The organism is Streptomyces dysideae, assembly GCF_001514305.1.
GTDB classification, from domain to species: Bacteria; Actinomycetota; Actinomycetes; order Streptomycetales; family Streptomycetaceae; genus Streptomyces; species Streptomyces dysideae.
On record NZ_KQ949144.1, the window covers coordinates 1 to 17947 of the forward strand.

The 17947-nt window shown below is 68.8% G+C and carries 18 protein-coding genes and 5 pseudogenes; 11 read left to right on the plus strand and 12 right to left on the minus strand.

Features of this window, described 5'->3' with window-relative positions; genetic code table 11:
• Positions 1–97: 97 nt before the first annotated feature.
• Both AQJ91_RS51530 and AQJ91_RS47165 read right to left on the minus strand, forming a co-directional pair.
• A complete protein-coding gene (locus AQJ91_RS51530; RefSeq protein WP_199848219.1) occupies positions 98–262 on the minus strand; it encodes a hypothetical protein in 165 nt (54 codons plus the stop codon).
• 203 nt (positions 263–465) lie between these two features.
• Positions 466–717 carry a hypothetical protein gene (locus AQJ91_RS47165; protein WP_067036200.1) on the minus strand — a complete coding sequence of 84 codons (252 nt, stop codon included), beginning with the start codon at positions 715–717 and terminating at the stop codon, positions 466–468.
• A 448-nt stretch (positions 718–1165) separates the two neighbouring features.
• Here AQJ91_RS47165 and AQJ91_RS51535 point away from each other — a divergent pair.
• Positions 1166–1402, plus strand: a pseudogene (locus tag AQJ91_RS51535) (IS6 family transposase); the annotation flags it as partial.
• Positions 1403–1460: 58 nt separating this feature from the next.
• On the opposite strand, the gene AQJ91_RS47175 reads toward AQJ91_RS51535, so the two are convergent.
• Positions 1461–2786 carry an IS701 family transposase gene (locus tag AQJ91_RS47175; RefSeq protein WP_067036206.1) on the minus strand — a complete coding sequence of 442 codons (1326 nt, stop codon included), beginning with the start codon at positions 2784–2786 and terminating at the stop codon, positions 1461–1463.
• Positions 2787–3412: 626 nt separating this feature from the next.
• On the opposite strand from AQJ91_RS47175, the gene AQJ91_RS47180 reads away from it, so the two are divergent.
• The 5 genes and pseudogenes from AQJ91_RS47180 to ligA all read left to right on the plus strand — a co-directional run.
• The gene (locus AQJ91_RS47180) at positions 3413–3937 is read left to right on the plus strand and encodes a DUF2231 domain-containing protein (protein ID WP_067036209.1); all 525 of its coding nucleotides are present in this window, start codon (positions 3413–3415) and stop codon (positions 3935–3937) included.
• Positions 3938–4321: 384 nt separating this feature from the next.
• A pseudogene (locus AQJ91_RS57105) lies at positions 4322–4408 on the plus strand (hypothetical protein); the annotation flags it as partial.
• 415 nt (positions 4409–4823) lie between these two features.
• Positions 4824–4973, plus strand: coding sequence for a glycoside hydrolase family 15 protein (locus AQJ91_RS55005; RefSeq protein WP_199848217.1), 150 nt, complete (start codon positions 4824–4826; stop codon positions 4971–4973).
• Positions 4970–5299 (plus strand): hypothetical protein, encoded by a 330-nt coding sequence (locus tag AQJ91_RS47190; protein ID WP_067036215.1) that lies wholly within the window; start codon positions 4970–4972, stop codon positions 5297–5299. The genes AQJ91_RS55005 and AQJ91_RS47190 overlap by 4 nt, the downstream gene beginning before the upstream one ends.
• A 50-nt stretch (positions 5300–5349) precedes the next feature.
• Positions 5350–6839: pseudogene (ligA, locus tag AQJ91_RS47195) on the plus strand (NAD-dependent DNA ligase LigA); the annotation flags it as partial.
• Positions 6840–7114: 275 nt separating this feature from the next.
• Here ligA and AQJ91_RS47200 read toward each other — a convergent pair.
• The 4 genes from AQJ91_RS47200 to AQJ91_RS57660 form a co-directional block, all read right to left on the minus strand.
• Positions 7115–7429 (minus strand): DUF1524 domain-containing protein, encoded by a 315-nt coding sequence (locus AQJ91_RS47200; RefSeq protein WP_067036218.1) that lies wholly within the window; start codon positions 7427–7429, stop codon positions 7115–7117.
• Between the two features lie 105 nt (positions 7430–7534).
• Complete coding sequence (locus AQJ91_RS47205; protein WP_067036221.1) at positions 7535–7789, minus strand: hypothetical protein; 255 nt, start codon at positions 7787–7789, stop codon at positions 7535–7537.
• A gap of 36 nt (positions 7790–7825) precedes the next feature.
• A complete protein-coding gene (locus AQJ91_RS54240; RefSeq protein WP_159054830.1) occupies positions 7826–7987 on the minus strand; it encodes a hypothetical protein in 162 nt (53 codons plus the stop codon).
• A 133-nt stretch (positions 7988–8120) separates the two neighbouring features.
• Positions 8121–8246, minus strand: coding sequence for a hypothetical protein (locus AQJ91_RS57660; protein ID WP_267891322.1), 126 nt, complete (start codon positions 8244–8246; stop codon positions 8121–8123).
• A 746-nt stretch (positions 8247–8992) separates the two neighbouring features.
• Here AQJ91_RS57660 and AQJ91_RS47210 point away from each other — a divergent pair.
• Both AQJ91_RS47210 and AQJ91_RS47215 read left to right on the plus strand, forming a co-directional pair.
• On the plus strand, positions 8993–9736 hold the full coding sequence (locus AQJ91_RS47210) for a helix-turn-helix transcriptional regulator (protein ID WP_067036224.1): 744 nt from the start codon (positions 8993–8995) through the stop codon (positions 9734–9736).
• Between the two features lie 347 nt (positions 9737–10083).
• Positions 10084–10731 (plus strand): hypothetical protein, encoded by a 648-nt coding sequence (locus tag AQJ91_RS47215; protein ID WP_067036228.1) that lies wholly within the window; start codon positions 10084–10086, stop codon positions 10729–10731.
• A 166-nt stretch (positions 10732–10897) separates the two neighbouring features.
• Here the strand turns inward: AQJ91_RS47215 and AQJ91_RS47220 are convergent.
• Positions 10898–11835: pseudogene (locus AQJ91_RS47220) on the minus strand (threonine ammonia-lyase).
• On the opposite strand from AQJ91_RS47220, the pseudogene AQJ91_RS47225 reads away from it, so the two are divergent.
• Positions 11734–11989, plus strand: a pseudogene (locus AQJ91_RS47225) (transcriptional regulator); the annotation flags it as partial. The pseudogenes AQJ91_RS47220 and AQJ91_RS47225 overlap by 102 nt on opposite strands.
• Positions 11990–12243: 254 nt before the next feature.
• On the opposite strand, the gene AQJ91_RS47230 reads toward AQJ91_RS47225, so the two are convergent.
• Together AQJ91_RS47230 and AQJ91_RS47235 are read right to left on the minus strand one after the other, a co-directional pair.
• Complete coding sequence (locus tag AQJ91_RS47230; RefSeq protein ID WP_456113468.1) at positions 12244–13788, minus strand: fused MFS/spermidine synthase; 1545 nt, start codon at positions 13786–13788, stop codon at positions 12244–12246.
• A gap of 234 nt (positions 13789–14022) precedes the next feature.
• Positions 14023–14370, minus strand: coding sequence for an MFS transporter (locus AQJ91_RS47235; RefSeq protein ID WP_067036234.1), 348 nt, complete (start codon positions 14368–14370; stop codon positions 14023–14025).
• A 140-nt stretch (positions 14371–14510) separates the two neighbouring features.
• Here AQJ91_RS47235 and AQJ91_RS58815 point away from each other — a divergent pair, with 140 nt between their 5' ends.
• Together AQJ91_RS58815 and AQJ91_RS47245 are read left to right on the plus strand one after the other, a co-directional pair.
• Positions 14511–15563: an IclR family transcriptional regulator domain-containing protein gene (locus AQJ91_RS58815; protein WP_199848218.1), complete on the plus strand. Its 1053-nt coding sequence runs from the start codon at positions 14511–14513 to the stop codon at positions 15561–15563.
• 121 nt (positions 15564–15684) lie between these two features.
• Positions 15685–16434, plus strand: coding sequence for a class I SAM-dependent methyltransferase (locus AQJ91_RS47245; protein WP_067036247.1), 750 nt, complete (start codon positions 15685–15687; stop codon positions 16432–16434).
• Positions 16435–16527: 93 nt separating this feature from the next.
• Here AQJ91_RS47245 and AQJ91_RS47250 read toward each other — a convergent pair whose 3' ends face one another.
• Complete coding sequence (locus AQJ91_RS47250) at positions 16528–16854, minus strand: A24 family peptidase (RefSeq protein WP_324618069.1); 327 nt, start codon at positions 16852–16854, stop codon at positions 16528–16530.
• Positions 16855–17370: 516 nt separating this feature from the next.
• The gene (locus AQJ91_RS47255) at positions 17371–17751 is read right to left on the minus strand and encodes a VOC family protein (RefSeq protein WP_067036244.1); all 381 of its coding nucleotides are present in this window, start codon (positions 17749–17751) and stop codon (positions 17371–17373) included.
• Positions 17752–17947 lie beyond the last annotated feature (196 nt).

The window sequence follows — 17947 nt, forward strand, 5'->3', positions numbered from 1 at the left end:
CTACTAGTCCCCGTCCCCGGGAAAGGTAGCGGTATTCACACTGTTCAGAGCCTCGCGCTCCCCGAGTGCGGGTGCCATCAACGAACGTGTCCCGGGGTCACGCGGCGAGGGAGAGGTCGAGCCGGGCGAGGTGGCTGACACGGGTGCGGTCCAAAGGACGCCCGTTCCACCAGGCGTCGAGGCGTATGAGGTTGAGCGCGACAGCGGCGAAGACGTGCTCGAGATGAGTCTTTCGCGGGCCGCGGTAGCGAGCGCGTCTCATGCCGGTGAACCGTACGGACCCGAACCGCCGCCGATAACCGAGCTGTGGCGGGCACGAACAACTACGGCCGGGCTGTGCTGGCCCGCTGGCACCGTGCAGGCCGGACCCCGGGCGCGGTGGTCGGAGCGAATCGAGGCTCTTCAGCGTCAGCGCGTGCTCGGCCACACCCGGCACACGGGCGGGGATGTGCGGCACCGAGCCCACTACGAGCACCAGATGGTCGTACGGGATCTCCCGCTCACCCCGGCCGGCGCGTCCAGCCGTGCGACGCGAGCATCGGTGTCCACCGACTCGACCCTGCCGTGTCGGATCCGGGTGCGTTGGGCCGCCGCCCGCACGGGCACGCTGATGTGGGCAGGCTCCAGCGTGCCGGAGACCACGGAGGCCGGCATCGGCGTGAACAGCAGGAAGTTGGAGTCACTGACCAGTGTCACGTCGAGCGGACTGCCGCGCACGGCGCGGCGTTCGAAGCGGCGAGCCGCGCACGGGCGTCAGGGGCAGCGGCCACACCAGCCAGCCGACCAACCCAACCAGCCCCCCGCCGACAGCGGCCACCGCAGCCCCGCCGCCCCACAACCAGCCCGGCCACGGCCCCCGCCACCACCACATACCCGGCGTACGGCCACCAGCCCGCGACCCCGACCGCGCCCGCAGCGTCCAAGTCCCCTCTGCCGAAGGCCCCTTGACGCCCCAGTAGCCACCCGACCGGCACTCCCGCGACCAGCCCGGCCACACCCCCTCCCGCCGCGCGCCGCAGACGACCGGGCCACGGACCGCCCGCTCCACGTGCTCTCCGCCTGGCCATGCTCCGTAACCGCCTCCGCCGCCGACACCATGCCCAACCACGGCACCCCGCCCCTTGTGCGGGACACCGCGAAGGCAACCCGGCGTGCCTCCCAGGACATTCCACGGATTGCCCCATGCATCCGGTACCCGGCGGAGATCATCGCGCACTGCGTGTGGCTGTATCACCGTTTCCCGCTGTCCTTCCGCGAGGTCGAGGAGCTGATACTCGAGCGCGGTGTCGTCGTCTCCCACGAGACCATCCGGCAGTGGTGTTCCAAGTTCGGGCAGAGCCATGCCGACGCGCTGCGCCGCCGGCGGCCCCGGCCCGGGGACAAGTGGCACCTGGACGAGCTTCATCAAGATCAATCTCGACCTTCGCTGTTCTGACCAGCCGTCAGTGTCTGTGCTGGGGTCAGGCTGCCTGGTCACCGTCGGCGGCGGCCCAGGCGTGCTGGACCTCCCGGATTTCTGCATCCGTGGGCCGACCTGGGACGGTGGGCAGAAATCGGGCCGCGATGACGGTGCGGCGGAGCTTGGCGGCCATGTCGGCGAACGCCGGATCGGTCTTGGTGGTGTACCACGGGGCGCGCTCGCGGCGCTCGGCGGCATCGGAGGGGTGGTGGCCGTGCAGCGCGTACCAGAGCACGGTGATCGTGTAGCAGTGCAGGCCGAACGGCACGGTGCGCTCCACCGCGCGCCGGGTCCGGTTGTGTGCCTGTCCGACGCCGAGGACCGTGCGGCTCTCGGCGAAGGTCACCTCGATGGACCACCGCGCGGCGTACCGGGCGACCAGTTGTCCGGCGGGGCCGGTCAGGTCGGTGGCCACCAGCGCCAGGTCGTAGCCGGTGTCGGTGGTGTCCTCGCGCAGCAGTACCACCTTCACCGCTCGGGTGTGGAAGGAGCCGTACCACAGACAGGTGGTCTCGGCAGTGAACACGGTTTCGGTGCGGCCGTAGCGGGTCACAGTCACCGGGGTGAACATCAGCGCGGCGGCCAGCTCGGCCGGCGTGCCGAGCCTGTCGCCTTTCAGGTGGGGCCTGCCGCGTCGCCCGGTCGGCGGCGGAGCGAGGGCGTAGAGCATCGCGTTGGCCGGCAGCCGGGTGGTGAAGGTGACAGATGCGGGCAGGTCGCGCAGCGCCTTGCCGTGATAGGCGGCGTCGGCGACCACATCGATACGCCTGCCCCAGTGGCATGCCGCCAGAAACCGGGTCATGGAAGCGGCCAGCTCGACCTTGGTCTGCTCGCCTTTCGGGCGGTGCAGCCGGGCGGCCACCGGCAGACACGCCGACCGGGGGAGGAACGGCAGGTCCACGATCAGGCCGAGGACGACGAAGCAGGTGCCGTAGCCGATCCCGTCGCGGCCGGCGGCACAGCCGTCGTGCTGCCAGGCGGCACCGAAGACCTTCTTCCCGCGCCGTTTGAACAGCGTGTCGTCCACCACCACGGTCAGCGGGGCGCCGTCGGGCACCAGCGAGCTCACCACGAGGTGGGACAGCGACGCGCCAAGCGTCTGCGGGTCCCAGCGGGCGCGGGCGAAGAAGGCATGGGCCCGGTCGTGAGACCAGTGACGCGTCAAGTTCGCGCCCAGCAGCATCCCGGTGACGGTGCCCCGGCCGGTCTGCGCGATCAGGCCGGTGACCAGCGCGGCGAAGGTAGAGAAGGTCGGGGAGGTGAAGCTGCCGCGCAAAGAGGTGAGCACAGCGAGCAGGGATGCGGGGACGGTCGGGTCCGGAAGCATCGGCGGGTCCCTCACAGCAGGCGACGCAAGCACCGCCGATGCTTCCTTGCTGTCTGCCACCGAGGTGGGCCGACGGCCACAGGTCACCCATGCGAGCTACCTGCCTGACGGTCAGTCAGAACTGCGAAAGTCGAGCATTGAGACTGGGCGGCAGGAATTGGGCATGCTTTGAACGCCTGAATGTAGCCGAACGGCAGCCCTGTCCGGTTCCGGAGCGACTCGGCGAACCCGTCAAGGGAGTTGCCGATAATCCAGAAGTCCCACAAGACCTTCGGCTTGTTGAGCCGCTCGTCACGCCTGACCACCGGCGCATACCCTTGCCTGCGGATTGCGACGGATCCATCTGCGACGTTCCATCGCATCTGCCTATCCCCGGCCATCAGGCCCGGCTGCGGGAGGCGCGGCGGGGCGCACGAGGGAGGGCCCGCTGAAGTCTCTTACGTCTGACCTTGATGAGCTGCGGCAACGAGGCTCCACACCGTGCTCCTCACTCAGCCTTCAGCACATGTCCCGAGCTGTCCTGCCGTCACGTGCTGCACCTCCTCGCAGGATCCGCTCCCCCGCTGGCACTTCCGCCCGTGGAGGGTGAGCCTGGAAGGGACTGGCCTCGTGCCCCTGGAGGCGCCATGTATAGCAAGGTCACCATCGCAGGTCATCCCATCCACCCGATGCTCGTCGGCTACCCCGTGGCCTGCTACACAGGCACCTTGGTGGGTTTCGCCGTCTACGCGTCCAACGGGCAGCAGTTCTGGCTCAACCTGGCCATCGCCCTCAATATCGCCGGAGTCGGCACGGCACTGCTGGCAGCCCTGCCGGGCATCGTCGACCTGGCGTTCGGCATTCCCCGCCGTTCGGCGGCCAAGACCGTCGGCGTTGCCCACGGCGTTCTCAATGTCGCCGCCCTGGGCCTCTTCGGCGCCAGCCTCGGCATTTACGCCACACATTGGGATGGCCCGGCGACCGGCGTCACCCCGGGACTGACACTGTCAGCCGCGGGACTCGCCTGCACGCTCGGTGCCGGTTTCCTGGGTTGGATGCTGGTCCAGGACTACCACGCCGGTATCCGACTCACCCCGCTGCAGGAAAGCGATGAACAAGCAGTGCAGCACGCTCAGCCGATCCAGCTGCGCCGTGGCTCCCACGTGGCCTGAAGGACTGCGCCCACGCCGCCCATGAGCGGAGCCGACGGGCCATCCGCAGAAGCACGGCTTGCCGGAATCGCAACGGCACTGCTTCGGATCGGCTGGTCAGCAAGGTCGTGCACCAGCACAGCCGTCCCGGCCGACAACCGCGCGCCCCCTGGCCCACTCCTCCTCACCACCGCGCTGGACCGGGAAAGAAGCCCTCATGTGAGTGCTGCACGGTCCAGGCCGGACCCTTCGTTGCCGGTGCCGGACAAGCTCCGGAACCGGCGGACGGGCTTGCCCGACGTCACGGTTGCCCAGCCGGCGAGGGTGGACGGGTACGCCCAGCTGCGGGACTAGGCGGTGATCAGGGGCGGCCGCTGCGGCGCGCTCACAGCCCGGGACGGCTCGGTGGACTGGCTGGCCTGGCCGGACCCGGACTCGCCGACTCTGTTCGCCGCGGTCCTCGACGCCGTCCGCTGCGGCATGTTCCTCCTCCTGCCCGACGTGCCCTGCACCGCCGCCCGCCGCTATCTGCCCGGCACCAACGTGCTGACGTTCACCACTGCCGACGGCACGGTTCGGGTGACCGCGCGCTGGCCATGGCCACCCCGCACGCCCTGGCGCCCGGCCGGGAGCTGGTCCGGCGGATCGATGGCCTCGCGGGCGGCGTCCCCATGCGCTGGAGCGTCCAGCCGCGCTTCGGCTACGGCGCCCACGTACCGCATCCGACACGTCGCGCGGGCGTTCCCGTCAACTGCTGCACGGCTACCGTCCGCCCGGCGCCCCGCTCATACGCGGAACCCTCGGCGCCGAACGGTGTCCCGGCGGCGAGGGCGCCTTCCTCGCCTGTTCCTTCTGGCTCGCCGAAGCCCTCGCCCGATGCGGCCGCGCCGACGAAGCCGGGTCCCCCATGCAGCTCGTGGCGCTCGGCAACGACGTCGGCCTCTACAGCGAGGAAGTCGACCCTGCGACCGGTGCCGTCCTCGGCAACCTGCCCCAGGGCCTGTCCCACCTGGCCCTGATCAGCGCCGCCTGCGCGATCGGGGCAGCCATGCTATGAGCATCTGGGCGGCCCTGGCGGGCGGGCTCGCCGGCACTCTGGTGCTGACCACTGGCCTACGCGCAGCCAACGCTTTCAACCTCACCCCCATCGACCTGCCGTTCCTGCTCGGCACCGCCTTCACCTGCGACCGGACCCGCGTAAAAGCCCTCGGCTATGGCGCGCACTTCATCAACGGCTTGATCTTCGCCCTGCTCTACTACGCGGTCTTCGCCGCCATCGGCTACAGCAGCTGGTGGCTGGGATGTGTCTTCGGCCTCGGCGTAGTGAAGCGCGTGCACCACAACCGCGCCCTCGCCGCCGGGACACCATCGGCACCGAGGTAGCGCAGGCGGCTCCCGCGCTGCGAGGCCACGGTCACCGTCGAGCGCGCAGCGGAGGGGCGGGCACCCTGCGCGCCAGGGACCGCGCCTACACGGTGGCGATGACGTTCTTCGGCTACGGCCTGCTGTCCCTGCCCGACACCGAGAGGGTCCTGGCGGAGCAGTTGGGCGAACTCGCCCACAGCGAGCTCATGGCGCAGGCTGCCAAGTACGGGGTGAACACCACCGCTGCCACCGCCGTGCCCGGGATCACCGCCGACACCGCCGAGCAGGTGCTGGCCCAGGTGCAGAAGATCGCGGCGCTGCGCGCCGAGTTGCCGTTCGGGATCGACGGGATCGTCATCAAGGCAGATCTGGCTGCCGACCAGCAGGCCGCCGGATCAGGCTCGCGCGCCCCTCGCTGGGCGATCGCCTACAAGCTGCCCGCCGTGGAGAAGATCACCCGCCTGCTCGAGGTGGAGTGGAACGTCGGCCGCACCGGCATCATCGCCCCGCGCGCCGTGCTGGAACCGGTCGAGATCGACGGCTCCACCATCACCTTCGCCACTCTCCACAACCCGGCTGACATCACCCGCCGCGACCTGCGCCTGGGCGACCACGTCATGGTCCACCGGGCCGGCGACGTCATCCCCCGCATCGAAGCCCCCGTCGCCCACCTGCGCACCGGCGACGAACAGCCGATCGTCTTCCCCGAGATATGTCCGCGGTGCGGGTCCGGCATCGACACCAGCGAGCAGCGCTGGCGCCGCGAGAACGGCCGCAACTGCCACCTGGTCGGCGCCCTGTCCTACGCCGCCGGCCGCGACCAGCTCGACATCGAAGGCCTCGGCCACACCCGCGTCGTCCAGCTCGTCGACACCGGCCTCGTGGCGGATCTCGCCGACCTGTTCACCCTCACCCGTGAACAACTGCTCGGCCTGGAGCGGATGGGCGAGACCAGCACCGACAACCTCCTCACCGCGATCGGCGCAGCCAAGGGCCAGCCGCTGTCGCGGGTGCTGTGCGCGCTCGGTGTCCGCGGCACCGGACGGTCCATGTCCCCCGCATCGCCCGCCACTTCGCCACCATGGACGCCATCCGCGCCGCCGACGCCGAAACGATGCAGCAGGTCGACGGCATCGGCACCGAGAAGGCCCCGTCCATCGTCACGGAGCTCGCCGAACTCGCCCCGCTCATCGACAAACTCGCCGCGGCCGGGGTGAACATGACCGAACCCGGCGCCATTGGCTCCTCCCCCGCGACCGGCGACACCGCCGACGGCGCCAGCCCGGCGGCCGCGGATGGGGCGGACATGCCCCTGGCCGGTATGGCAGTCGTCGTAACCGGCGCGATGACCGGAGTGCTGGAGAGGCTCAGCCGCAACCAGATGAACGAACTCATCGAACGCGCCGGCGGTCGCGCCTCCTCCAGCGTCTCCAAGAAGACCACCCTGGTCGTCGCCGGAGAAGGAGCCGGATCCAGGCGCACCAAGGCCGAAGCCCTCGGCATCCGGCTGGTCACCCCGGATGAATTCGCCCCTCTCGTGGCCGACTTCCTCGACTGAACCCCTCCGAGGGGTGTGCCCCAGCTCACCACGGTAGCGGCGACGGGCCGGGAACACCCCCAGGACGGTTGACCGTTCATCCAGACGTGGCTGCGGAGGGGACAGTGTCCCCGGGCCTCGCTTACAGCCCATGGGGACGATCGTCCGGCTGAAGCCCCATGGAGCCCTCCGCCGAGAGGCGACCGCCCTCCGCACGTCACCGCCCACGGCCCCGGCTGGTCTCCCCCCGTCCAGCCGGGGCTTTCGCGTGTGCGGCCCGCGGCCCTGACCCGCCGTTACCAGGCGAGCGTGACCGTGATGGGCTCATTGGGGCAGCGGCTCAGCGCTTCGGAGAGCGCAGCTCGGCAGAGGTAGACGGCGTACGGCGGCAGCCAGGTACGGGGGTCCTGGTCGGCCTTGGACCGGTCGCTCGCCGCGGACACCGCGATCAGCGCACGCTCGTCGTCCAGATCGTTCGCGTACGCCTCGCGCTCCTTCGCCGTCCAGCCGCAGGCACCGCTGTCCCAGGCTTCGGAGAGCGGGACGAGGTGGTCGACGTCCAGCTTGCGGGCATTGTCGAAGTACTGGTCGTCGAAACTGAAGCACCTCATTTGACGCGGCGCAGCCGCATGCCACCGCGCACCGCAGCGCAGCCGAGTGAGCCGACCGGGACCTCGCCCGGCCGGCTCCCGGCGGTCGGCTCAGCACCGGTGGGCTCAGAACGGATCGGCGTTGCCGCTGTCGTCGTAGGCCGGGTACGTGACCGAGGAGGAGACGCACTGCAGCACCGTGGTGCCCTCCATCTGGCACAGTTCGATCCAAGCCCGACTGATCCAGCCGCCGAGGTTGGCGTAGGTGTACCACTCACCGTACGTGCCGACGCCGGTGGACACCCGGCGCAGCTGGTAGCGGACCGTCCCGGCGTCGCCGGTGGTCACCAGGCGCACGGCCACGCCGTGGCCGTCGGCCACCTTGTCCTTGACGTAGAGGTAGACCGGGTCGAGGCGTTAGGGGTTCAACCGCCACTGGGTCTTGGTCGAGGCGAAGCCCCAACTGGTGGAGGTTGAGGTGCCCGTGACCGTACTGGCGGACGCCTGCCCGGCCCCCAGACTCAGCGTGAAAAGGGTCGCGACGGTCGCGGCCAGACCGATGGTGCGCTTGCGACGCATGGATACTCCATGAAGTTTGTGGACAGAGGGTGCACTCCATCGCCTGGATGATCACCGCACGCCACGATCTCCCAGAAGAAATCGTCCATGCGTGGGCCCTGCCCTGGCCGGGACAAGTCGCCGGAGGGCGAGGTCACTTGGCGAGCTCGGCTGTGCTGCGGTGCGCGGTGGCATGCGGCTGCGCCGTGTCCCGGTAAGCCCGGTACTCGCGCAGCCGGTCGGCAGGCAGTAAGTCCGCGCCGATGAACTTGTCCGCCACCGTCACTGGACACGGGACGGCGCGCGCCTCATTTCACGCTGCCAGGCACTCGAAGCCGTCGCGTGCGATCTCGACGGCAAGAAACGGTCTCCTGCCCCGCCTTCGTGCCCCCGCCGCACTGGTACATCCCTGAACATGCTGGCATCAACGCGGCGGTCAACGTCGCCAAGGCCGCCGGACTCGCGGTGTCAGCCCGTGGAGCGCAGGTAAGACCAGGACTCGTCCCGGCACCGCGCAGCGAAGCGGGAACCCACCCGAAACCGCAGCCCTCAACGGCGCGGTAGGCGGGGCCCTCCAGTCGACCGAGGTCCGGTGAACACGGTCAGTCCCCCTGGTAGAGCACCACGATGGCGTTGCCACAGAGCGGCAGTGCAGCCCCACTCCTGCAGCGGGCAGGATTCCTGGACCGTAAAGTCTGACGGGCCGTTCATTTCGGCGGAGCGGCGGGATCCTGGCGGAGCGGGCTGGTCAGCAGTGATCGGGCCGGACGGGAGAGAGTGCGGCATCTGCAAACAGCCCTGGCACCACTGGTCCTGATACCTGTACCGAGCTGGCTGTTGTTCCGCACCCTACCAGGGCGCCGTGGCGTCCCTCGTACCGTTCTTCGCCGCCGAGCGCGCCTACAGCTACGCCGCCGTCTCGACGCAGGCGTGCCCGACGGACAACTGTGTGATCGATGCATTCTTTCGCACCCCGTCATGGTCCGCGCCGAGGACCGTGTCGTACTTCCGATAAACTGCCATACGATGACGCAGATCCGCCATGAGCCGGTCGCGCCGACCCGCACCCAGTCGCTGGCACCCGGCGCCGCGATAGACGCCCACCGCCACGACGACCACCAGATCGTCTACGCCGGCCGCGGAGTGCTGGCCGTCACCACCAGCGCAGGCTCCTGGGGCGCCCCGGGCACCCGTGCCATCTGGGTACCCGCCGGCACCGTGCACGCCCACCAGACCCACGGCGAGCTCGAACTGCACCTGGTGGGACTGCCGGCGACCGAGAACCCGCTCGCCCTGGAGACACCGACCGTGCTCGCCGTGGGCCCGCCGCTGCGCGAACTGATCGTCGCCTACACAGGCGCCCAGGACGACAACAGCCCCGAACGGGCCCGGCTACGCGCGGTGCTGCTCAACCAGCTGCGGGCCTCGCCCCAGCAGCCACTGCACCTGCCCACGCCCACAGCGCCCCTGGTGCAGACGCTGTGCAACATCCTGCACGCCGATCCGGCCGACAGCCGCATCCTCGCCGAACTGGGCCGTGAGATCGGGGCGAGCGACCGCACCCTGTCCCGGCTGTTCCGCAGCGAACTCGGCATGACCTTCCCGCAATGGCGCACCCAGCTCCGACTCCACCACGCGCTGGTCCTACTGGCCGACAACACACCGGTGACTGCGGTCGCGCACCGGTGCGGCTGGTCGTCCGCCAGCGCGTTCATCGATGTCTTCCGGCGCACCTTCGGCCACACACCGGGCACCTACCCGCGTGGCTGACGGACCACAGACACTCAAAGGGCCGGCCACCCGAGGAAACCCGGCCCAGGACGCCGGGCGGTGCTGATCAGTTCGACGTGGTCGTGAAGGGTGGTCGCCCGAACGAACCCGCCCTGCAGTAGGGCCCCGCAGGTGCCAGGCACCGCGGCCTTGGGGCCGGCCTCGGACAGACGCGCCACGCGAGAGGAACAACTGGCTTCGCTTGTCCGTACTATCTCTATGCCAAGGCACGTTGCGGCAGTGATGGCGACATACGGTCCCGTCGGCACTGACTGGGAGGAGCACTGCCCCGGTCCGCAGCCGCCCGCGGACGATCACGGCCGCCCACCGAGGAAAGGTCAAGCGCCATGTCCGAAAGTACGACTGGCACCACGGAACTGACATCGCAGTACATCGCCCAGGTGACCGGCGACCTCGCAAACAACCTCAAGGAGCAAGAACGCATCGGCGCGGAAATCACCGCCCTGCAAGAGCAGTTGACCGCTCTGCAGCAAGACCACACCGTGCTGGTGAACATGCAGCAGGCGCTCGGCATCACGAAAACACCGACCGAGCCCGCGGTCACGCCCAAGGGCACCGCAGTGCCCTCCCCCCGAGAGGATGCCGACACCGGTCCCCGCGGCAGGCAAAGGACACGGAAGACCACGGCCACACAGACAGGGCCAGCGGCCAGCAAGCCAGCCGCCAAGAAGCCCGCACCCAAGGCGGCCGCCGCGAAGACAACCCAGCCCACCCTGGTGGAACTCATCCGCCGCCACCTCGCCGGGCAGAGCGAACCGCGCTCCGCTGCGGAAATCTCCACCGCACTCGGCCAGGCCCATCCCCAGCGCGACATCAAGACCAAGGTCGTACGGGTCACCCTCGAAGGGCTCGTCGCCAAGAGCCAGGCTCAGCGCACCAAGCAGGGCACCTCGGTCTACTACACCGCCCCCGACGCACCGGAGCCGACAGCTGCGTCCCAGGACAAGGAGCAGCCCGAGGACACGGAACGTTGAAGCCGAGGGGGGCAGCAACCGCACGGCAGCATCGTCGGCATCCGCTGCCACCCGCCCGCCTGGAGACGGTTACCGACCCTGATATACCGAAGCCCAACGGTTGTCACCAGCAGAGCCGGTTTGAGCTGATGGTAGGGCTGGCCCGAGCAGCGTGGTTGAGCAATTGTCAAGGCCTGTGGATGGGAGCCGCGCCGACCCAGCGGTGGTAGGCGTCTACGTCGACGTTGCTGCCGCACACGATGGTGACGACGTGTCGGCCGGCGAAGCGGTCACGGTCTTCGAGGATCGCCGCGATGCCGAGCGCGGCCGAAGGTTCGACGACGAGGCCGGCGTGGTAGAGGAGCATCCGCATACCGGTGATGATCGACGCCTCCTGGACCAGGACGGCGTCGTCAGCGACCAGGAGGAGGTCGTCCAGGACGGCCGGTATGGGACGCCGGCCGGCGACGCCGTCAGCGATGGTGTTGGTCGAGTCAGTGGTGACGACACGCCGTTGGCGCCACGAGTGTGTCAGCGCCGGTGCGCCCAGCGGCTGGACGCAGATCACCTCGACTTCTGGTGCCAATGCCTTCACCGCATGACCCACGCCTGTGGCCAGCGCCTCACCGCCGAGAGCAATCAGGACGGCGTCGAACGACGGCGCGGTGTCCACCAGTTCCAGGCCGATGGTCGCCGCACCCTCGCAGGTCTCGATGTCCAGGCTGTCTTCGACCAGCCGGATGCCGTCGTACCGCGCGATGGCCGCCGCCCGCTCGCGAGCCATCTCGTGGTCTCCGTCCACCAGCTCCAACCTGGCGTCCAACGCGCGGATGCGATCAAGCTTGGCCCGAGTTGCGAAGCGGGATGCCACTACGGTGACGTCGAGCCCCCGGCCGCGACCGGACCAAGCGAGGGCTTGGCCAAGGTTGCCCGCACGCTGGCGCACACCGCGGCTCGCGAGCCATGGTCGGCGAGCAGGCTCGCAACTACCTCGGTGCCGCGGGCCTTGAAGCTGCGGACCCGGTTCGCCGTTTCGAGCTTGATGCTCACCGTGCACCCGAGGTCAGGCTCCAGCGCCTCGCAAAGAAGGCCGGCACCCGCGTCGAGTTCCACCCGGTCAACCAGTCCCAGGTTGACCGGCCCCGCCGGCGCGCGGTCTCGTACCGCACGCTCAACGTCCGCCACTGGGACCGCATCGTCGAGGCATGGGCCAAATGACGACGAGGCCCTGGACGACGCCTGGGTCAGCGACGCAGCGGTAGACCTCGGCTCCGAGTGAGGTCAGTACGAGTACGTCACCAACATCGGATTCGCGGCTTGACGCCGTTCGTCAGCAGAACTTCTCGGCGCGTGCGGCCGCCCCTTTCGCCTGAGGCTCCCAGCAGCCTTTCCCGGACGCCATGGCGTGCCCGCGGACGACCAACCCCATCGAGTCGACGTTCTCCACAGTGAAACTCCGGACCAAGGCCAGGAGGGGCGTAGGCGGGGGGCAGCTTGTTCAGGTGCGTCGGCAGGGCCTGGACGTGTGTCCTGTCACTGGCTGCTCCGTGGGCTGTAGGGCTGGAGGAGCTGATCGACGGGTGCGTAGTCGTCGGTGAGCAGTTGGGCATCGCCGATCCAGGAGGTGAGGTCGTCGCCAGTGGCGATCTTCCAGCCGGTTTGCCGGGCGTCCAGCGCTTCTTGGGTCGCGCGTAGGTCGACTGGTCGGTCGGAGGCGAGCACCACCAGATTGCCGCCCTCGGGGGTGGCGGTCGGGTCGAGGCCGATGTCGGTGGGTTCGCCGACGAGGGCGACGTGCTCGAAGGTCTCCCTGAGGGTGGCTACTTCGGCACGTGCGAAGGCCAGAGCACCGTGATCGATGAGGTTGGCAACGTACAGGCCGTCCTCGTTGAGCACCCGCCGTATGTCAGTCATCGCTTCCACCGTAGTGAGGTGCCACGGCACGCTGACGCCCCCGAAGGCGTCGCCGACGACGAGGTCACGACTGCCGGCGTCCAGTCGCCGCAGGCCGAGCCTGCCGTCCTCGACGCGTACGCCGATACCGGCTTCTGATCCCAGACCGAGTTGGTCGCGGTCGATGTGCACAACCCCGCTGTCGATCTCGGATACAAGGCTGCGCGTCCCGGGCCGCGTGGCCGCGAGGTAACGGGGAAAGGTCAGCCCACCGCCGCCCAGGTGGTGGGCAGCAAGTGGCTCACCTTCGGGAAAGGCGGCATCGACCACCGACGCGATGGCGCGCACATACGTGAACTCCAGGAAGGTCGGGTCGTCGATGTCGACGTAGGAGTGCCGCACGCCGTCCAGAACGAGTGTGCGGCCGCTGCCCCGGTCGGGGTCTGTGACGACCCGTGCGCAGTGGTACCTCGTCTCCGTGTCGCAGCCGCCAGGCGCGACCATAGTGGCAAGGCCGCCGGCAACGACCACGAGTGTCAGCGCAGGGGTGCTGCTCCACCCGCGCCTTCGCCACTCAACCAGCGCCGAGCCGACCATCAGCAGTGCTCCGAGGCCGATCAGGATGCCGCTGACCGGTAACCGCGATACGAGGACGAAGCCGGTGAGGACCGTGCCGACGATGGCGCCGACGGTGCCGACGCCGGACAGTCGGCCGACAACCGTTCCGGTCTCGGCGAGGCTGGTAAGACGCAACTTGGTGACGATCGGCGTCACCGCAGAGAGCAGCGCGCCCGGCACGAGGATGGTCAGCGACGCGATCAAGAAGAGCATCGCTGGTGCCCACTCCGCAGTGGTGCGCAGCACGGCAGGGGTGAGCGCCACGACCGCTCCCGACACCCCGAGCGAGGGGCCTATGAGCCGGCGTGGATCGACCTGGTCGGCGATGCGCCCACCCAACCAGGAGCCGAGGGCGATCGCGGTGAGGGCGATGCCGATCACCATGGTGCTGGTCTCGAGGGTGAGACCGAGGTAGGGGGCCAGCAGCCGCAAAGCGACGATCTCGACCACCAGGACTGCGGCCGAGGACCCGAACACAAGCACGGCAGCGGCACGGGGACCCAGGCCGTAGTTGCGAGGCGTGCCCTCGTCGACAGGGGAGGAAGACGATCTGGTCACGGGCGACATCCTTGCATGCGACTCATCTACAGACAGGAGTTGAGAGAAGCCGCCGGTCGCTTCCACCCGTAACTACTGTGCGTCGCCGTTGCTCGTGATCACCTGGATTTCGCTCGGACGGTGCTCATGATCACGCGGAATTGCTCACGATACTGCGTCCCGTCGTCGTGTCATTCTCCTCAACGGACTCCGGTCCGTAACGCAACAGCCAGTCGCCGAGGAGCACAACGCAGGCCGCAGCGGTCAACCGTTCGCCGACGAGGAAGGCGCCCCGCGCGTCGGCCAACGGCAGGACCAGTCCGCCGCGCGCGGCACCCGCCGCGATACCGGCGTTGTAAAACCGGAGTTGGCCGCGAGTGCGATATCCGTGCGGCCCGGCGCGCAGTGCAGCATCGCATTCTGGGTGGTCATGAACGCCGGCCCGAGTGCACCGCCCATCAGCACCAGGAACACCACCGCAGCCACCGGATCGCTGCCGACCGAGTACAGACCGAGCATGCTCACCCCGGCGAGACACGCCACGCCGAAAGCCGCGAACAGGGCGCTGACCGCGCTCGGGGAGAACTCACTCACATCCCCCAGGAACTTCACGATGTAGTCACTCCCCGGCCATCACGCACCCAGCTCGGGCCCTCTCGAAGCCCGACGGCCGCCTCAGACAGCAATGGCGGGCGCCTTGGTCGGCCGCGCATGCCGTACGGCATTCAGGAGACTGTCCGTGGACGAGCCTCATGACCCAGGTCGCACCACAGCCACGGGCCGACGATCCCGCTGCCTGCTCCCTGCGCTCCGTCGAAAGCACCATGACGGAACGGGCGCGCGCCCTCGACCTGGCCAAGTCCACCGTGGTGAACCTTTGCACGGCTCTGGAGGACAGCCACATGATCCGCCGCGTCGACGGCCGCCGGGCTCTGGACTACAAGGTGCTCGAACTCGGGCAGGGCTTCCTCGCGGGCACCGACATCGTCAGCGAATTCCGCACGGCCACCGCGGCGCTGCCCGTCGCCTCGCAGGAGACCCTGCTGCTGGCCACCCTGGACGACCTCGACGTCGTGTATCTCGCCCGGCACGACGGCAGCCAGCACGTCAGGCTGGCCAGTGACATCGGGCGCCGTATGGCGGCCGTGGTCACCTCGCTCGGCAAGGCCATGCTCGCCTCCCTCCCCCTGGAGGAAATAGACCGGCGCCTCGCGAGAGTGCGGAAGCTGCTGGCGTTCACACCCCGCTCCCACCGGACCATGGACGCCCTCCGCGCGACCTCGAGGGCATCCGCGAGCGCGGTTACGCCGTCGACGGCGAGCAGAACACCGAGGGCATCACCTGCGTCGGAGTCGCCCTCCCCGGCAACCGGACTGCCCCTGTCGCGGTCAGCACCACGCTGCTCACCGCCCGGTTCACCACGCACCTCCACGAGACCCTCGTGGACGACCTCGACACCCTCGCCCGCCGTCTGGCACGTGTCTCCCCCGCCTCGTAGGCGAACATGGAACGGTGAGTCGCCCGGGCGGGGGCATCCAGGTGGTTCTCTCATCCGCCGGTCGGCGCGGCGGTCGTGCGTGGCGGAGCCCGTCGGCCTCGGCGAGGAAGAGGTAGCTGCTGGCGGTCCAGGTGTCGGCGCAGTCGCGCAGGCCCGCCCCGGGCAGGGCGTCGAAGTTCTGTGGCATGGCCGAGTTCCTCCGACGGCTCATGACCCCAGAATTCGACGAATGCCCTCTCAGCGACCTCTCGTTGTGGGGCCGAGCGGGAGCCTTCGTCCACATCCCTATGCGGGTATGTTCGACTGACAGATGGCAGCCTGGCTGCGCAACTTCCAACGAGTTTGGGCAACACCAGGGTTCAGCAGGGGTGACCCGGTCTCGATATTTCGAGTGAACGCACGGGATGGGTTTGCATAGGGTGATGGGCGTGGACCCAGCTGACTTCTACACCGGCATCGTCGCAGAGCTCTACGGACCGCTGAAGTCCTTCTCCCAGGCCCCCGAGCCCTATGCAGCCTTCATTCAGCAAGTCGGCATGCCAGCACTGGAGCTGGGGTGCGGAGACGGTGACCCTCTGCTCGAACTGCGCCGTCGCGGGCTGGAGGTCGAGGGCGTCGACTCCTCCGCGGACATGCTGGAGCGCCTCCGGCGCCGAGCAGACGATCAAGGCATCCACGCCACTGTGTTTCACCAGCGCATGGAGGCCCTGAACCTGCCCCGCCGCTACCGGGCGATCTTCCTCGCCGGGCCGACCTTCAACCTGCTCCCGGACGACGCCACAGCGCTTGCCGCCCTGCGCGGCATCCGCGCTCACCTGGCGGGGGACGGCATCGCCCTGGTGCCTCTGTTCACCCCCGCACCGACTCCGTCCGAACAGATCCGCCGCGTGAGCACGGCTGCTGCATCCGACGGGGCCGAGCTTCGGGTGTCCGTCGTCGCTGAGCAACGCGACGAGACAGCTCGGAGACAGACGACGCTCCTGCGCTACGAACGCCACCACGGCTCAGACAGCAGCGTTGTAGAGCGCCCGTGGATCTTGCATTGGTACACCCGGGACCAGTTCGAGAAGCTGGCCACGACCGCTGGCCTGGCCGTGACTGCGGTCACCGATCCTGACGGCAAGCCAGCCCCTGCCAGTGTCACCGACGTGCTGCACTACCGGCTCCAAGCCACCTGACTCCTTCTCCTTTGGGCAGGTCCGGGATAACTCTCCGCTACTGCGAGCAGGTACCCGGCGAAGGTCCCGATCAGGACGGTCCCGCCACCCGTATCAGCCCAGGACGGCGCCCGGGGCGAGGGCGAGTTTCATGTCGCCGAACCCGAAGCCCTTGGGGTTGATCAGGAAGAGCACGAGGTAGCTGGCACCCAACGCAAGGGAGCCGAGCACCACGGTCGTCGAGCTGCCGCCGGCATCGGGCAACAGCTCGGCGACGCCGAGCAGGGGGACCGTGATCGCGGCGAGCGGCAGCCAGATGCCCGGTTCGGGGCGGGGCTCGGTGGCGGCGATGCCGCCGAATGGGTGCCCTGCAGGGCAGGTTGTGCGCCAGGGTTCCTCAGGCAGCACGGACAGCCGGTCCGCGGCGCGAGGTGTAAGCAAGCCCCCACAGAACGGCAGCCGTGATGATCAGCAACGTCTCCACTGGACGGAGCTGCGCTCGGCGGCTTCGCCCGTAACCTGCGCAACGACCTCGACGCTGTCATCCGCGGACTGAGCACGACCTGGAACTCAGGGGTAGTTGAGGGGCGCGTGACGGACATCAAGGCGATCAAACGGCAAATGGGAGGGCGCGCCGGACTTCCGCTGCTGAGAAAACGCGTCCTGCTCGTCGCCGCCAGTCGGCGACCACACAGGGTGACGAGCATGACGGCCGCATAGCCGGCTCACGAAAATCTTGGAAGAGCCAATTCTGATGGCCATCAGCCTGGACTCAACTGGCCGCCCACCTGGAGCTTGGCATGGCCGCCGTCACACGAGGTCTCCGGTGTTCAGGTTCTTCTTGGTCGATGAACCCTCTACCGGAGTCCTCACTTACTTCACGATCACGACACGCCCGTCACACCGGACTTCGAGGCAGACCCCAGGTACCTGGTGCCGAGGCGTGACCGATGAGCATCAGAGTGGGTTGAGGCGGGCCTTGAGCAGACAGAACTCGTTACCTTCGGGGTCGGTCAGGACATGCCACTGTTCGTCCCCGGTCTGGCCGATGTCGGCCGGGCGCGCACCGAGCTTCAGAAGGCGTTCTAGCTCGGCGTCCTGATCGCGGTCGGTGGCGTTGACGTCGATGTGCAGCCGGGATTTCCCCCTCTCCGGCTCATCCCTGTAACTGAGGATGATCGTCGGCTGCGGACCACCGAACCCTTCGCGCGGCCCGATCTCCAACGTGCCGTCGTCCTCGCGATCGAGCACGACGAAGTCCAGGACCTCGCACCAGAACCGCGCCAGCACCTCAGGGTCGCGGCAACCGAGCACGAGTTCACTGATACGACATGCCATAACGAAACCTGCTCTCAGCCTGGGAACTGCCGGGGAGGCCACACGCGAAACCTCATGGGCTCCCAGCAGTGAAAACAACCCCGCGACCGTAGCGGACGAGGCGAGCACGGGCGAAATGATTTCAGGGCCGCCCCTGTCCGGGCAGCCGGGCAAGGCCGTTGGACATGCAGTAGGGAAGCCGACTTTGAGACACGAC

What these genes read in the sequence shown, in the direction of transcription:
- AQJ91_RS51530 (WP_199848219.1), bottom strand. Translation starts at nt 262, where the DNA reads ATGAGACGCGCTCGCTACCGCGGCCCGCGAAAGACTCATCTCGAGCAC.
- AQJ91_RS47175 (WP_067036206.1), bottom strand. Translation starts at nt 2,786, where the DNA reads ATGCTTCCGGACCCGACCGTCCCCGCATCCCTGCTCGCTGTGCTCACC.
- AQJ91_RS47180 (WP_067036209.1), top strand. Translation starts at nt 3,413, where the DNA reads ATGTATAGCAAGGTCACCATCGCAGGTCATCCCATCCACCCGATGCTC.
- AQJ91_RS55005 (WP_199848217.1), top strand. Translation starts at nt 4,824, where the DNA reads ATGCAGCTCGTGGCGCTCGGCAACGACGTCGGCCTCTACAGCGAGGAA.
- AQJ91_RS47190 (WP_067036215.1), top strand. Translation starts at nt 4,970, where the DNA reads ATGAGCATCTGGGCGGCCCTGGCGGGCGGGCTCGCCGGCACTCTGGTG.
- AQJ91_RS47200 (WP_067036218.1), bottom strand. Translation starts at nt 7,429, where the DNA reads ATGAGGTGCTTCAGTTTCGACGACCAGTACTTCGACAATGCCCGCAAG.
- AQJ91_RS54240 (WP_159054830.1), bottom strand. Translation starts at nt 7,987, where the DNA reads ATGCGTCGCAAGCGCACCATCGGTCTGGCCGCGACCGTCGCGACCCTT.
- AQJ91_RS47210 (WP_067036224.1), top strand. Translation starts at nt 8,993, where the DNA reads ATGACGCAGATCCGCCATGAGCCGGTCGCGCCGACCCGCACCCAGTCG.
- AQJ91_RS47215 (WP_067036228.1), top strand. Translation starts at nt 10,084, where the DNA reads ATGTCCGAAAGTACGACTGGCACCACGGAACTGACATCGCAGTACATC.
- AQJ91_RS47230 (WP_456113468.1), bottom strand. Translation starts at nt 13,788, where the DNA reads ATGTCGCCCGTGACCAGATCGTCTTCCTCCCCTGTCGACGAGGGCACG.
- AQJ91_RS58815 (WP_199848218.1), top strand. Translation starts at nt 14,511, where the DNA reads ATGACCCAGGTCGCACCACAGCCACGGGCCGACGATCCCGCTGCCTGC.
- AQJ91_RS47255 (WP_067036244.1), bottom strand. Translation starts at nt 17,751, where the DNA reads ATGGCATGTCGTATCAGTGAACTCGTGCTCGGTTGCCGCGACCCTGAG.